The following is a 15,058-nucleotide window of genomic DNA, read 5'->3' as shown; positions in this document are numbered from 1 at the left end:
TCATACGCCGTGCAGGACTTCCGCGCCCGGGCCGTTGAGTTGCGGCAGCACGACGCGGCGTCCGGTGAGCAGCAGGAGCAACGACAGCACCGGACCGCGGAGCTCCGGGCCGTCGCCGACGCTCCAGTCGATGTCGTCGGCAACCAGGCGCAGGCCGTCGTACGGCAACGGCTTGAAGACCCTCGACATCCAGGTGTCGCGGCACTCCCACACCCGCGTGGCCGCGGTCGCGGCGGCTTCGGGCGGGACCGGGAGCGATCGGCCGATCGGGATCGCGATGTCCTGACCGTGGACGACGATGTCGATCAGCGTCTCCCGTGCGGTGACGCCGACGTTGTGCCGGCGGGAGCCGACCATGCCGCGGATCTCGTCGATGAGCTGTCCGGTCGGCAGCGCCGCCTGGTCGCGGCCGCTGGTCCGGATGATCCAGTTCATGCTGTGGATGCCGGGGTGCTTCAGTGCGAGACGGAGCGCTTTGCCGAGCCTGAGTTGCTGCAGGGTCAGGTGGCCTGCGACATCGCGAACAGTCCAGCCGTCGCAGAGCGAGCGGTGCGCCCAGTCGGCCGGCGTGAGGGTGGTCAGCAGGTCGACAGTGCGCAGGCGCTGAGCATCGATCGCGGCCCAGAGTTCGTCGTCGTTCATGACCGCGCCGCTCCGTTCGTGGGTCGGTAGCGCACGTCCGGCGGTGTGGTGCGGGTGCGCTTGAGTTCGAAGAAGTCGCGGCAGCCCGTGAGCAGGCGGATGCCGTCGAAGAGTCGTACGGCGTCGTCGCCGCGGGGGACCGCGTTGAGGACCGGTCCGAAGAACGCGGCCCCGTCGAGGTGCAGGACCGGTGTGCCGCCGTCGATACCGACCGGTCTGGTGCCCTCGTCGTGACTGCGTCGGAGCGCCGCGTCGTACGCCTCGGAATCCGCGGCGTCGGCGAGCGCGGCCGGCAGCCCGGCGGCGACCAGCGCTTCGGCCGAGGCAGTGCGGTACTCGGCGGGAGACGGGTAGCGCCAGTGGTCGAAGATCCGCGCGCCGAATTCGCGGTGCCAGGCCTGGAACGCTTCCGGCCCGTGGTGCGCGACCACGGCGGTCGCCACTCTGGACGGACCGGTCATCTCGTCGAGTTTCGCCCGGTAGGTCTCGTCGACGGCGCGGTGCTCGTTGAGCATCAGCAGGCTCATCACGTGGTACCGCAGGCCGACGGTACGGCGCTGGGCGACCTCGCGGAGCCAGCACGACACCACCCACGTGTACGGGCAGACGGGATCGACGTACAGGTCGACCCTTGGCGTGGTACCAGGAGTTGTCTCTGTGCGAGCCGCCTCGGTGCGCTCCAGGAAGCCGGTGGCGGGGGTGATGCCGGTGCGGTCGGCGTAGTAACCCGTGGTGACCTGGTCCCACAGATCGAGGTCGGCGCCGGTCTGATCGTTGTGCATGCTCCGAGCGTCCGCCGACAGTCTCATGGCCACATCGTCCGAATTGCTCAGTCGCTACTCAGGCCGGTGCTGACCCAGGCCGCCACCTGGGCGCGGTTCGCGAAGCCGAGCTTGTCGAGGATGTGCTGGACGTGGTTCTGCGCGGTGCGTTCGGAGATGACCAGCCGGGCGGCGATCTCGCGGTTGCTGAGGCCGTCCGCGACGAGTCGCGCCACCTCGCGCTCGCGTGGGCTCAACGGGTCAGCCGGGGTGGCCAGGCGGCGGAGTCGCTCGACCCAGGGCGTCATGCCGAGTGCCTGCGCCAGGTCCAGCGCCTCCCGAGCCTGGGATCTGTCGTGGCGGGTCTCGGCCAGCAGGCAGGCCGACTCGACCGCGAAGCCCGGTGCCCCGATGCTGCGGCAGCGGGCCTCGGCCGTCCGAAGATCCGCGACCGCCACGTCGGGTTCGCCGAGGGCCGCGGCGCAGACGCCGAGCACCAGCTCGACCGGTCCGAGGAAGTTGGTCGCGCCCGCGCCGCCCACGACGTACCAGCCGCGGCGGCGCTCCAGCCGGTCGCGGAAGCGCCGTACGTCGTCGGCCGCGCCGACCGCGGCCGCGACCCGCGCGCCGATGGTGTTCAGCAGCAGCTCGCCCGCGCGCCAGTCCGGCCACGACTCGGGCCGGCCGCAGCGGTGGTACAGGGCGGTTGCTTCGTCCAGCCGGCCGGCGTCGACCAGGACGAACGCACGGTTCAGGCGGGCGGCGAGGTCCCAGCGGGCGTCGGTTCCGAACTGCCAGACAGCGCTGCCCAGCAGCGCGGGGGAGTGGCCTCGATGGTGGCCGAGCACCAGCCGGAACGCAACCTCGGCGCCGTGCGCCGCCGGATGGCCGATGTTCTTGAACACGGTGAGGGCTTCGTCGAGGAGGGCCTCGGCGTCGTCGAACTCGGCGCGCGCAGCGGCCAGCGAGGCGCGGGTCGTCAGGACGTGCCATCGACCCTGCGGGCCGCCGGCTCGTCCGGCACAGCTGGCGATCCGCCCGGTCTCGGCGGCGATCGCGGCCAGGTCGCCGGCGTACCAGAGCGTGTCGACGCGCCAGAGCCGGCCGCGCAGCTCGACCTCGGCGCGACCGGTCGACGTCCCGAGCTCGATCATCCGGTCCGCGGCAGCGGTCAGCTCGGGTACGTCGTCGGGTCCGCTCGTCGCGAGCTGCCGTGCGGTCAGCGCCTCGACGAGCAGGTGCGGATCGCCGAGCGCCTCGGCCTGGACGAGTGCGTCCTTGCTGGCGAGCAGCGCCTCACTCGCCCGCGCGAGGTAGACGGCCGCCTGCGTCTGCCGGGCCAGCAACCGGACTCTCGTGCCGGGCGAACCGCCCGCTGCGAGCGCCTCGGTGCACCACTGGTCGATGTCGCCGTCCCAGTCCGACTGACCGATCGGCTCGAGCGTGACGGCTGCCTCGGCGAGCAGATCGGCGGCCTTCGCGCTCCTCGCGACCGCGACGGCGCTCCGGGTGGCAGCGTGGGCGGTCGCGAGATCACCGGCGCGGACGGATGCGGTCGCGAGGCGGAGCTGCAGCGCCGCCCTGTCGAGCGGATCGGACGTGACCGCGACAGCTCCGGCCCAGTGCCGGGCGATCTCGGCAGCGTCACCGTCCGCCTCCAGCGCTTCCGCCGTATGGCGGTGCAGGTCCGCACGACGGCTCAGGACCAGCCGCGCCTCGGTGTCCCGGCGTACCGACTCGTCGGCGAACCAGGACTCGCCGGTGTCCGGCGCCACGACGAGCGCACCGCTGCGGATCAGTACGTCGATCGCGGCCGCGAACTCGTCGCTCGGCAGAGCGGCGACCCGCTGCAGGACGTCCAGGCGGACCCGCGGGCCGGCCACCGCGGCGGCGACCCGCACCTGGTCCGCGTGCGCGTCGACCGGTCGCGTGGTGGTCACGCTCGCAGTGTGACGGCAGGGTGGGCGAGTCCGCCAGTAGGTTGGACCCATGACCGTCTATCCCGAGAGCCGCCGCGACGGTGTGGTCGAGACGTTGCACGGGCACCAGATCGCCGACCCTTACCGCTGGCTCGAAGACCCTGACTCGGCCGACACCCAGGACTGGGTCAACCGGCAGAACGCATTCACCCAGGCCGAGCTGGCCGACTACCCCGAGCGTGCCTGGTTCCAGACCACGATGGCCGCCATCCTCGCGCGTCCGCGCGCCGGTGTGCCGGCGAAGAAGGCGGGCTGGTACTTCGTGGGCCGCAACGACGGCACCCAGGCCCAGGACGTCATCTTCGTCGCCGACTCGCTCGACGAGCTGCTGTCCGCCGGCCGGGTGCTGATCGACCCGAACACGCTGTCCGAGGACGGCACGGACTCGCTCGGCTCGTTCACGGTGAGCCCTGACGGCAAGTACTTCGCGTACGGCGTCAACGAGAGCGGCAGCGACTGGACGACGTTCCGGCTGCTCGACATCGCCACCGGTACGCCGGTCGACGACTTGGTGTCGGAGGCCAAGTTCTGCGAGGCGACGTGGCTCCCGGACAGCTCGGCGTACCTGTATCTGCACTACCCGGCGAGCGGACGCAGCGAGGGCACCGAGACGACGTCCCTGTCCGGCGGCCGGCTCATGCTGCACCGCGTCGGCACTCCGCAGTCCGACGACGAACTGGTGCTGAGCTTTCCGGACAACGACCGGTACTTCATCACCCCGGAGCTGTCCGACGACGACCGGTATCTCGTCGTCCACATCACCGAGGGGACCGACCCCGCCACCCGGCTCTGGGTCTACCCGATCACCTCGGACGGCCTGGGCGAGCCGGTGAAGGTGGTCGACGAGTTCGCGGACGAGATCGCCTTCGTGCGGATGTCCGGCGACCTGCTGGTCCTGCGGACCGACCGGGACGCGTCCCGCGGCCGGGTTGTGCTGTCGACACTCGACGGTTCGTTCACCGACTTGATCCCGGAGGGCGAGTCAACGCTGCAGGCAGTCCGCGGTACTGCGAACGGCCTGGCCACGTTGACGCTTGTCGACGCGCAGCCGGTGCTGACGCTCTATGCGTTGGACGGCTCCGGCGAGCGCGTGGTCGACGTACCTGGTGGCGGTGTGGTCGGGCTCAACGCGGGGCCGGAGTACGACGAGCTGTTCATCGGCCTGTCGACAACGACCGACCCCACGCTGTCGTACGTCGTCTCGACCGGGTCAGGCGACGTACGCGTGCTGCCGGAGCTGGTCCGTGGCTCGGGCGGTTTCACGCCGCCGCAGGTCACGGTGACGCGCCGGACCGGACCGGTGCCCTACTTCTTGATCAGCCGGTCGGACTTGGACTTCTCCGAGCCGCGCCCGACGCTCATGTGGGGGTACGGCGGGTTCCGCATCCCGATCCAGGCCGACTACCGGCCCGGCTGGCCGGCGTGGCTCGCTGCCGGTGGTGTGCTGGTCATCGCGAACCTGCGGGGCGGTGGCGAGTACGGAACCGAGTGGCACGACGCGGGGCGGCTCAAGAACAAGCAGAACGTCTTCGACGACTTCATCGCCGTTGCCGAGGACCTGCGGGACACCGGCGTGACTACCCCGGCGCAGCTGGCCATTCACGGCCGCAGCAACGGCGGACTGCTCGTCGGTGCGGTCATGACGCAGCGACCGGACCTCTTCGCGGTCGCATTGCCGGGTGTGGGTGTCCTGGACATGCTGCGGTTCCACAAGTTCACCGTCGGTGCGGCCTGGGCGTCCGACTACGGTTCGCCGGACGATCCCGAGCAGTTCGAGGACCTGCTGGCGTACTCGCCACTGCATCGCGTCAGCGACGGGACGTCGTACCCGGCCACTCTGGTCGTCACGGGTGACCACGACGACCGGGTCGTTCCGTTGCACAGCCACAAGTTCATCGCGGCGCTGCAGCATGCCCAGTCCGGTCCGCGGCCCGTCTTGACCCGGGTCGAGGTCAACACCGGCCATGGCTTCGGAAAGCCCGCCGCGATGGTCGCGGCGGAGTGGGCGGACCTACTGGCGTTCGCTGCTCACCATGTAGGCCTCGTTCCTCCCGAGCAGTAGGAGGGCCGCTGGATCACCGGATGCGCGGCTCTACCAGATGCGCGGCGCGCGGAGGTCGCGGGGATCGTCGGACGGCTGACAGCCGTGGGCGCTCTCCGCGTACTCCGTCCGCGGGCCGGTCGTGGCCAGCGTGCGGACCGCGTTGACGAGTCGGTCCACGTGCTCGCGGGTCGTTCCCAGGCCGAGGCTGGCGCGGACCGCCGTACCGTGCTCGTTCCCGGTCGTGAGCAGGTGGCCGACCAGGAGGTGCGCGCAGAACTTGCCGTCGCGGACGCCGATGCCGTACTCCGCGCTCAGCGCGGCGGACACCAGCGTCGAGGTCAGACCCTTGACGGTGAAACAGACGGTCCCGACCCGGTCGGCGTCCTCACCGAAGATCGAATACATCGTGACGCCGTCGATCTGGGCAAGTCCGGTCCGCAGGCGGGCCAGCAGGCTGCGCTCGTGCTGCTCGATCGCGTCGCGGTGCTTGGTGATCGCCGCACAGGCGCTGGCCAGGGCGATCGCGCCGATGACGTTGGGGGAGCCGCCCTCGTGGCGGGCCGGACCGGTCGTCCACACCACGGTGTCGCTCGTGACGGCATGGGTCGCGCCGCCGCCGTACAGGTACGGGTCGGCGGCGTCGAGCCAGTCGGAGCGGCCGATCAGCGCGCCGGCACCGTACGGCGCGTAGAGCTTGTGACCGGACAGGGCGACCCAGTCGACGTCCAGCGCGGCGATGTCGACCGCGCGGTGCGGAGCGAGCTGCGCCGCGTCGAGACAGACCCGCGCGCCGTGCGCCTTGGCCACCTTGGCGATCTCGGCGATCGGGAAGATCTCGCCGGTCACGTTGGACGCGCCGGTGATCACGACGAGACGGGGACCCTCGGGTGCCTGCCGGAGCGCGTCGGCGACCCGGGTGACGGCCTCGGCCTGGCTGGACGGCGCTTCGAGACGAACGGTCCGCTCGGCCGGCCAGGGCAGGAGCGCGGCGTGGTGCTCGGACTCGAAGACGATGACGGTCGCATCCGCCGGCACCGCGTGGGCGAGCAGGTTGAGCGCGTCGGTCGTCTGCCGGGTGAAGATCACCTGGTCGTCGTCGCGGGCGCCGACGAAGGCGTGCACCTCGGCGCGGGCCCGCTCGTACCACTGGGTGGTGATCCGCGAGGCGTAGCCGTTGCCGCGGTGCACCGACGCGTACGACGGCAGCGCGGCCTCGACGCTGGCCCGGACGGACTCCAGACAGGGGGCGCTCGCGCCGTGGTCGAAGTTCGCGTAGTCGGTGACCCGGCCGTCCGCGAGCGGGACCAGCAGGTCCGAGCCGACGGTGGTGGGGATGGTTCCGGTGACCTGCCGGGTGACCGCCGGCCGCGGGGTCGTCGTACTGGCCGGCTCGAGAATGGACAGGATCGACATGCTGCTGCTCCCAGGGAAGTCCGCACTTGCCGAGCGGGGTATCCGCACGGCCTGGTCTTCACCCGGGGCACCCCACCGCGGAGGAGGGTTGCCGGCCAGCTAGCCGGGGCTTGTCGCTGGCACTCATGACCTGCCGAGAACGGTAACGAACGGGATACGGCTGCCGCCAGTGGCTATCTCATGTGATGAGATGAGTGAACACATCGTGGGACGAGGTAAGGAAGTCGATGACCTGGAGAGCGCCCGCGGTCGAGCGGCCGGACGGCTCGCTGACCGCGCCGGAACGCGAACTGCTGCAGGGGTATCTGCAGTTCTATCGCAGCACGTTGCTGTTCAAGTGCGCGGGGCTGACCGCCGAGCAGCTGGCCGAACGGCCGTCGCCGCCCTCCAACCTGTCACTGCTCGGCCTGATCCGGCACCTGACCAAGGTCGAGCGGATCTGGTTCCGCATCCATTTCGCCGAGGTTCCCGCCGAGCCGGTCTTCCCGTTGGAGCTCGGCAAGGACGCCGACTTCGAGCTGATCGACGCGGCCGACGCGCAGGCGGCGTACGACGGCTTGATCGCCGAGTGGAAGCTGTCCGACGACGCGGCGGCCGGCCACTCGCTGGACGAGCGGTTCACGTTCAAGGGCGTCGAGTCGACGCTGCGGATGATCTACATCCACCTGATCGGTGAGTACGGCCGGCACTGCGGCCACGCCGACCTCTTACGAGAGCAACTCGACGGGACCACGGGCGCGTAACACGACCTGATGTGCTTTTAGGCTGCGGCCCGTGCCGTTCACTCTCGCCCACCCAGCGGCTGTCCTCCCAATGATCAGGCGGCCCTTCGTTGTGTCGGCTCTCGTGGCCGGTGCGGTCGCTCCCGACCTGCTGTACGTCGGGCCGATCTACAGGCTCGCGACGCAGATCAACGGGAACTTCACGCTGACCCTCACGCACAAGTTCACCTCAGCCCTGTGGTTGGACCCGCTGCTGGCGCTCCTGCTTCTGGTCGTCTTCAGCTTGGTTCTGCGGCGGCCCTTGACAGCCCTGGCTCCATCCCAGCTGGCTGCGCGCCTGGGTGCACCGGGCCGCCCGCGTCTGACCGATGCTCGCGTCCTGCTCTGGACGGTCGTTTCCGCTGTCGCGGGTGCGTTGACCCACGTGGTCTGGGACTCCTTCACGCACTACGACGGCTACTTCGTCCGCCAGTTCCCGGATGTCTTCCGTGCACAGGTGACGGGCGCGTGGGACGTCAACCGCATCCTCCAGTACGTCAGCACCGTCGGCGGCTGTCTCCTCCTCGTGGTCTGGCTCTACCGCTGGTATCGCCGTACGTCACCGTCGGCAGCCACGCCAGGTGTGCCTGCTTGGGTCCGGCATGTCGTCCTGGGCGCGCTGGTGGTGTTCGGCATCGTCGGTGCGGTCACGGAGCTGGGCCGGGCCGGTGGTGAACTCGCTGGTGAGACTGCCGCGCGGCTGGTGCTGTCCGGGCTCGTGTCCGGCGGCTTGATCGTCGTGGTGGCGTACGTCGTGGCGTGGCACCTGGAGCGGTTGCGCCGGGGGACGCGCGTTTCGTGACGCTGTGTCGTGACGCTACGGATGGGGCAGCGTGATCGGCGTGTGACACGTGGGACTCAAGGGGTGATCGGGGTAGCCTGATCAATATGGCGACCCGCACGTCTTCCCCGGCGCGGGCGCAGAAGTCGGCAGCCAAACGGCCGAGCACGGCCCGTTCGGCAGCCGGTGGACGCCCCCGTCCGACAGGCGCCCAGAAGCGTGGGCAGAGCACGAAGCGCGGTGGAACCTCCGCCGCGCGGACCAGCACGCCCAAAAACAGCGGACCGGGCCCGTTCGCGGCCGCCATGCTCGCGCTCGGCCGCGGGGTGGTGAAGATCTGGATCGGTATCGCGCACCTGCTCGGCGGCATGGTGCGGGGCATCGGTCACAGTGCCCGCGACCTCGAGCCGGAGCATCGCCGGGACGGCGCCGGCCTGTTCCTGATCGGCCTGGCGGTCGTCGTGGCCGCCGCGATCTGGTGGGACCTCCCGGGCGCGGTCGGCAACGGCGTACGGACCGTAGTCGGCGGCAGCATCGGCATGCTCGGCTGGGCGCTGCCGCTGATGCTGGTCGTCATCGCGATCCGCACCCTGCGTCACCCGGACCGCAACGGCCCGGCCGGCCGTCAGGTCATCGGGTGGACCGCGGTCTGCCTCGGCGTCCTCGGCCTGATCCACATCGCCAACGGACTGCCCCGGCCGAGCAACCCGGCCGACGGCCCGCTGCGCGACGCCGGCGGCGCGATCGGGTACTTCATCTCGTCGTTCCTCTCGGACCTCCTGACGCAGTATGTCGCCGCCCCGCTGCTGGTGCTGCTGTCGATCTTCGGCGCGCTGGTGATCACCGGCACGCCGGTGTACGCGATCCCGCTGCGGTTCCGCGCGGCGTTCGACGTCCTGATGGGGCGCACCGAGCTGCCCGAGGACGCCCCGTCCGTGGCCGCCGCGCCGACCGACGACACGGTCCGGCTGACCCGCAAGCAGCGCCGCGCCAAGGCCGAGCTGGACGAGGACGGCGAGCCGACGGTCAAGCCGTACGACTCCCCGGTGCTCGCGGAAGCCCCGAAGCGCGGCCGCAAGAAGGCGAAGCCGCCGGAGGACGACGCGTACGACGTCGACAGCGCCGAGAGTGCTGCCGCTGCTGTCGAGCCCGCCTTCGAGGCGCCCGAGCCCGTGAGCAAGCCGCCCGCGCCGGCCCCGGAGCCGCCGCCGCACACGCCGCTGCCGCAGCGGGTCGAGCAGCTCAGCCTCTCCGGCGACATCACGTACACGCTGCCGGACGGGCAGATACTCAAGCCCGGCTCGGTGCACAAGGCACGCACCAAGGCCTCCGACCAGGTCGTCGACCGGCTGACCGAGGTGTTCGAGCAGTTCGGCATCGACGCCCAGGTCACCGGCTACACCCGTGGCCCGACAGTCACCCGGTACGAGGTCGAGCTCGGCTCCGCGGTCAAGGTCGAGAAGGTCACCGCGCTCTCCAAGAACATCGCGTACGCCGTCGCGTCGGCCGACGTCCGGATCCTGTCGCCGATCCCGGGCAAGTCCGCGATCGGTATCGAGATCCCGAACACCGACAAGGAGACCGTCAGCCTCGGCGACGTGATCCGCTCGGCGACCGCTCGCAACGACCACCACCCGATGGTGGCCGGTCTGGGCAAGGACGTCGAGGGCGGCTTCGTGGTCGCGAACATGGCGAAGATGCCGCACCTGCTGGTCGCGGGCGCCACCGGCTCGGGCAAGTCGTCGTTCGTGAACTCGCTGATCACCTCGATCCTGATGCGGGCCACGCCCGACGAGGTGCGGATGATCCTGGTCGACCCGAAGCGGGTCGAGCTGAACAACTACGAGGGCATCCCGCACCTGATCACGCCGATCATCACCAACGCCAAGAAGGCCGCCGAGGCGCTGCAGTGGGTCGTCCGCGAGATGGACATGCGCTACGACGACCTCGCGGCGTTCGGGTTCCGGCACGTCGACGACTTCAACAAGGCGGTCCGCGGCGGGAAGGTGAAGCCGCCGCCGGGATCCGAGCGCGTGCTGACGCCGTACCCGTACCTGCTGGTGATCGTCGACGAGCTCGCCGACCTGATGATGGTCGCGCCGCGCGACGTCGAGGACTCGATCGTCCGCATCACCCAGCTGGCCCGCGCCGCCGGTATCCACCTGGTGCTCGCGACGCAGCGGCCGTCGGTGGACGTCGTCACCGGTCTGATCAAGGCCAACGTGCCGTCCCGGCTGGCGTTCGCGACGTCGTCGCTGGCCGACAGCCGGGTCATCCTCGACCAGCCGGGTGCGGAGAAGCTGGTCGGTCAGGGTGACGGCCTGTTCCTGCCGATGGGCGCGAGCAAGCCGATGCGGATCCAGGGCTCCTGGGTCGACGAGGCCGAGATCCGCTCGGTGGTCGAGCACTGCAAGGAGCAGTTGCAGCCGACCTACCGGGAGGACGTCACCGCGGCGCCCGGCCCGAGCAAGGACCTCGACGACGAGATCGGCGACGACCTCGACCTCGTGGTGCAGGCCGCCGAGCTGATTGTTTCCACCCAGTTCGGCTCGACGTCGATGCTGCAGCGTAAGCTCCGCGTCGGTTTCGCCAAGGCCGGCCGGCTGATGGACATCCTGGAGAGCCGCGGCGTCGTCGGTCCCAGTGAGGGTTCCAAGGCCAGGGACGTCCTGGTCAAGCCCGACGACCTAGAGGACTTCATCACCACCCTCCGAGGAGAGTGAGACGTGACCGCCGCGAGTGCACTGCCCAGGCAGGAACGATTCGACGTCGATCCCGAGCCCACGCCGTTCACCGTCCGGGCCTCCCAGAAGGTGCACGGCGGACTCGCTGTCGGCGCGGCGCTGGTGGCGATCGGGTTCGCGGCGTCAGGGTCCACCAGCCCGACCGGCGTGCTGCGCTGGCTCGCTGCGGCCGCGTTCGCCGTACTGGCGGTGGTGTGCGCCCGCGCGCTGACGGTGGGGGAGATGCTCGTCGCCGACGACGTGGGCATCCGGCTGCGGATCGGCAGCGAGTGGATAGGTACCCGCTGGGAGGACATCGAAGAGGTGACGGTGCTGCAGCGGCGGCATCCGCTCGACGACGGGCGGATCGCCGTACACCTGCAGGATCCCGGGCCGGTGCTCGGTGCGATGCCGAGTTCGACCCGCAAGACAACTGATGCCAACCGGCGCCTGACCGGGTCCTCGCTCGCGATACCGTTCGGGTTGACGGCGCGGCCGTCCAACGGGGAAGTGGTGCAGGCCCTGCACATGCTGGCCGATGTGAGATGCCCGGTCAGGGAACAACTCTGACTCGTCCGTGACTCCGTCGGACGAAGGCCGTTGAGTTGGTGTCTGCGGCACGGCCGTAGCCGGACGAACGAGAAGGTGGTGGCGAAGTGAGCATCGGCAGCGATCTCACGGCGGCCCGCGAGCGGGCCGACATGACGATCGAGCAGCTCAGCGCTGCGACCCGGATCAGATCCGGGCTGCTGATCGCCATGGAGGCCGACGACTTCTCCCGCTGCGGCGGGAACTTCTACGCGCGTGGGCACATCCGGTCGATCGCGCGCGTGGTCAAGGCCGACCCGGCCCCGTTGCTCGCCGCCTTCGACGCCGAGCACGCCGTCGAGGAGGAGAAGTCCCGCCGCGAGGAGCGCGCCGCGGTCAAGGCCCCGACGCTGCGGCCGGCCCGGCCGCGCTGGGCGCTGGTGGTCGGCGCGATCCTGGTCATCCTGATGGGCTGGGGGATGGTGCGCCTGTTCACGCTGCCCAGCGACATCGAGGCCAACGCGTCGAAGACCGCGACCACCACCGCGACCGTCACGACACCGATCCCGAAGCCGACACCACAGCCGAGCGTCACGCCGACGCAGAAGCCGGCTTCGCCGAAGCCGCCGGCGCTGAAGACCTCGCTGACGCTGACCGCGAAGGGCAACGGCACGTACCTGACGGTCCGCGACAAGAAGAACCGCCGCCTCTTCCAGGGCCGGCTCGGCCCCGGTATCGCGCAGTCGGTCACCAGTTCCGGCGACATCCGGGTGACGGTGGGCAACCCCGCCAACCTCGTCGTCGTGCTGAACGGCAAGCAGATCCCGACCAAGCTCTACCGCTTCACCGCCCACCCGAACGGCACCCTCAGCAAGACCACCGGCAGCGGGTCCTAGCGCCACTGAGTTAGGCGGGGACGTGCACAGCGCGTCATACTCGTGGGGATGACTACGCCACCCACCACCGTCGCCCTGGTCACGCTGGGCTGTGCCCGCAACGATGTCGACTCCGAGGAACTGGCCGGCCGGCTCGAAGCCGGCGGGTTCCGCCTCGTCGACGACGCCGCCGAGGCGGACACGGTGGTGGTGAACACCTGCGGCTTCGTCGAGGCCGCGAAGAAGGACTCCGTCGACACGCTGCTCGCCGCCGCCGACTACAAGGAGTCGGGCCGCACGCAAGCCGTCGTCGCGGTCGGCTGCCTCGCCGAGCGGTACGGCGAACAGCTCGCCGAGGCCCTGCCCGAGACCGACGCGATCCTCAGCTTCGACGACTACGCCGACATCTCGGACCGCCTCCGCAGCATCCTCTCCGGCGCCAAACACCAGCCCCACGTCCCCCGCGACCGCCGCAAACTCCTACCCCTGGCCCCCGCCGACCGCCACACCACCCCCGGCATAGCCATCCCCGGCCACGGCGACACCCCCACCCCCACAGGCGTCGAGGGCTCCCCGACCGCACCTGGTGTGAACGGCGGACAGGCGGCTGTCGTCGGCTCCCACATCCCGGAGTCGCTCCGCCCGGCGGGCGCTTCGGCCGCTCCCGGCGAGCTCAAGGGACGCTTCGTCACCGGCGCCCCCGAAGAGCTGAAGATCGACGCCCCCGACCTCGCCACCGCCCCCGCCAGCGGTCCGCGCGTCATGCGCCGGCGCCTCGACGGCGGCCCGATGGCCCCGCTGAAACTCGCCTCCGGCTGCGACCGCCGCTGCGCGTTCTGCGCCATCCCGATGTTCCGCGGCGCCTTCATGTCCCGCCGCCCGGCCGAGGTACTCCGCGAAGCCGAGTGGCTGGCCGAGAACGGCGTCCGCGAACTCTTCCTGGTCTCCGAGAACTCCACCTCGTACGGCAAGGACCTCGGCGACCTCCGCCTCCTCGAGACCCTGGTCGGCGAGATCGCCCAGGTCGCGGGCATCACCCGCGTCCGCGTCTCGTACCTCCAGCCTGCCGAGATGCGCCCAACCCTCATCACCGCGATGACCGGCACCCCCGGCGTCGTGCCGTACTTCGACCTGTCCTTCCAGCACGCCTCCGGCCCGCTGCTGCGCCGGATGCGCCGCTTCGGCGACTCCGAGCGCTTCCTCGAGCTCATCGCCCAGGTCCGCGCCGCCGCCCCCACCGCGGGCATCCGCAGCAACGTGATCGTCGGCTTCCCCGGCGAGACCGAGGAGGACGTCGACATCCTGTGCGACTTCCTCTCCCGGGCAGGCCTGGACGCGATCGGCGTCTTCGGCTACTCCGACGAGGACGGCACCGAGGCCGAGACGTACGACGGCAAGCTCGACGAGGACACCATCGCCGACCGCCTCGACCGCGTCACCCGCCTGGCCGAGGACCTGACCTCGTCGCGCGCCGAATCCCGCATCGGCGAACTCGTCGAGGTCCTGGTCGAATCCTTCGAGTCGTCCGCCGACGATTCCGACGCGTACGAGTCGGACGAGGCTCTGTCCGGCGCCCTGTCCGGCGCCCTGTCCGGCGCTGTGTCCGACGAGGCTGTGTCCGACGAGGCTGTGTCCGACGAGGCCGTGTCCGGCGCTGTGCCCGGTCCTGGCCGGACGGCGGAGGGCCGCGCCGCGCACCAGGGGCCCGAGGTGGACGGAATCACCACGCTGACCGGCCTCCCGGACGGCGTACGGGTGGGCGATCTGGTGTCCGCGAAGGTGGTGGCGAGCGACGGTGTGGACCTGATCGCCGAGTTCGCGGCACTCGTGAGCACCCCAGACGGCCGTCCGGCAGCTAACCTGACCGCGTGAGCAACCCCCCGACGAACCCGGCACCGCGCGCCGCAGGCGGACATCTCCACGCGCCCAGCGCCTGGAACGTGCCGAACGCGCTCACGGTCCTCCGGCTGGTCCTGGTACCGCTGTTCGTCTGGCTCCTGCTCCGCGACGGGGGCCAAGCCACCGGCGACCGGCTGCTCGCCACCGCCGCGTTCGTCGTCGCGATCGTCACCGACCGCTTCGACGGCGACATCGCCCGCCGCTGGAACCTGGTCACCAATTTCGGCAAGATCGCCGACCCGATCGCCGACAAGGCCCTCACCGGCGCCGCCTTCATCGGCCTGTCCTACCTGGGCGAACTCCCGTGGTGGGTCACCATCGTCGTCCTGGTCCGCGAATGGGGCGTCACCGCGCTGCGCTTCTGGGTCATCCGCCACGGCGTCATGCCCGCCAGCCGAGGCGGCAAACTCAAAACCGTCCTCCAAGCCATCGCCCTGGGCCTCTACCTCCTCCCATGGCAGGACGAGCCCTGGCTCCACTGGCCGGCAGTAATCATCATGGCCGCCGCAGTCCTGGTAACCCTCGTAACAGGCCTCGACTACCTCCTCCGAGCCCTCCGCTTAAGAGCAGCCGCCAAACGTCCCCTCCCATAACCCCCACACCCAAGCCCCCACACCCAAGCCCCCGCACCCAGGCCGGCGCAGATCGGGCG

At 70.5% G+C, this 15,058-nt stretch carries 12 protein-coding genes and 1 riboswitch; of the genes, 8 read left to right on the top strand and 4 right to left on the bottom strand.

Features of this window, described 5'->3' with window-relative positions; all coding sequences use genetic code 11:
- Genes ABZW60_RS23170 through ABZW60_RS23160 form a run of 3 tightly spaced genes read right to left on the bottom strand, consistent with a single transcriptional unit; the run spans position 1 to position 3,343 of the window.
- Complete coding sequence (locus tag ABZW60_RS23170; RefSeq protein WP_355479940.1) at positions 1-642, bottom strand: maleylpyruvate isomerase family mycothiol-dependent enzyme; 642 nt, start codon at positions 640-642, stop codon at positions 1-3.
- Complete coding sequence (locus ABZW60_RS23165) at positions 639-1,424, bottom strand: disulfide bond formation protein DsbA (protein ID WP_355479938.1); 786 nt, start codon at positions 1,422-1,424, stop codon at positions 639-641. The genes ABZW60_RS23170 and ABZW60_RS23165 overlap by 4 nt, the downstream gene beginning before the upstream one ends.
- A 47-nt stretch (positions 1,425-1,471) precedes the next feature.
- Positions 1,472-3,343 carry a LuxR C-terminal-related transcriptional regulator gene (locus ABZW60_RS23160; protein ID WP_355479936.1) on the bottom strand — a complete coding sequence of 624 codons (1,872 nt, stop codon included), beginning with the start codon at positions 3,341-3,343 and terminating at the stop codon, positions 1,472-1,474.
- Positions 3,344-3,392: 49 nt separating this feature from the next.
- Between ABZW60_RS23160 and ABZW60_RS23155 the strand changes: the two genes are divergently transcribed.
- Positions 3,393-5,444 (top strand): prolyl oligopeptidase family serine peptidase, encoded by a 2,052-nt coding sequence (locus ABZW60_RS23155; RefSeq protein WP_355479934.1) that lies wholly within the window; start codon positions 3,393-3,395, stop codon positions 5,442-5,444.
- Positions 5,445-5,474: 30 nt separating this feature from the next.
- Here the strand turns inward: ABZW60_RS23155 and ABZW60_RS23150 are convergent, their stop codons facing one another.
- Positions 5,475-6,839, bottom strand: coding sequence for an aminotransferase class V-fold PLP-dependent enzyme (locus ABZW60_RS23150; RefSeq protein WP_355479932.1), 1,365 nt, complete (start codon positions 6,837-6,839; stop codon positions 5,475-5,477).
- 17 nt (positions 6,840-6,856) lie between these two features.
- A riboswitch (SAM riboswitch) is annotated at positions 6,857-6,970 on the bottom strand.
- Positions 6,971-7,066: 96 nt separating this feature from the next.
- Here ABZW60_RS23150 and ABZW60_RS23145 point away from each other — a divergent pair.
- From ABZW60_RS23145 to pgsA, 7 genes are all read left to right on the top strand, one after another.
- Positions 7,067-7,582, top strand: a complete 516-nt coding sequence (locus tag ABZW60_RS23145) for a DinB family protein (protein ID WP_355479930.1) — start codon at positions 7,067-7,069, stop codon at positions 7,580-7,582.
- 31 nt (positions 7,583-7,613) lie between these two features.
- On the top strand, positions 7,614-8,402 hold the full coding sequence (locus tag ABZW60_RS23140; RefSeq protein WP_355479928.1) for a DUF4184 family protein: 789 nt from the start codon (positions 7,614-7,616) through the stop codon (positions 8,400-8,402).
- 86 nt (positions 8,403-8,488) lie between these two features.
- Positions 8,489-11,104: a DNA translocase FtsK 4TM domain-containing protein gene (locus ABZW60_RS23135; protein WP_355479926.1), complete on the top strand. Its 2,616-nt coding sequence runs from the start codon at positions 8,489-8,491 to the stop codon at positions 11,102-11,104.
- Positions 11,105-11,107: 3 nt separating this feature from the next.
- Positions 11,108-11,674 (top strand): hypothetical protein, encoded by a 567-nt coding sequence (locus tag ABZW60_RS23130; protein WP_355479924.1) that lies wholly within the window; start codon positions 11,108-11,110, stop codon positions 11,672-11,674.
- Between the two features lie 86 nt (positions 11,675-11,760).
- Positions 11,761-12,528 carry a RodZ domain-containing protein gene (locus ABZW60_RS23125; RefSeq protein WP_355479923.1) on the top strand — a complete coding sequence of 256 codons (768 nt, stop codon included), beginning with the start codon at positions 11,761-11,763 and terminating at the stop codon, positions 12,526-12,528.
- 48 nt (positions 12,529-12,576) lie between these two features.
- Positions 12,577-14,379 (top strand): radical SAM protein, encoded by a 1,803-nt coding sequence (locus ABZW60_RS23120; RefSeq protein WP_355479921.1) that lies wholly within the window; start codon positions 12,577-12,579, stop codon positions 14,377-14,379.
- On the top strand, positions 14,376-14,999 hold the full coding sequence (pgsA, locus tag ABZW60_RS23115) for a CDP-diacylglycerol--glycerol-3-phosphate 3-phosphatidyltransferase (RefSeq protein ID WP_355479919.1): 624 nt from the start codon (positions 14,376-14,378) through the stop codon (positions 14,997-14,999). Before ABZW60_RS23120 ends, pgsA begins: the two co-directional genes overlap by 4 nt.
- Positions 15,000-15,058: the final 59 nt, after the last annotated feature.

Origin of the sequence: Kribbella sp. NPDC003557, assembly GCF_040610805.1 — a bacterium.
Taxonomy (GTDB): domain Bacteria; phylum Actinomycetota; class Actinomycetes; order Propionibacteriales; family Kribbellaceae; genus Kribbella.
This window is presented reverse-complemented; position numbering and strand designations above follow the sequence as displayed.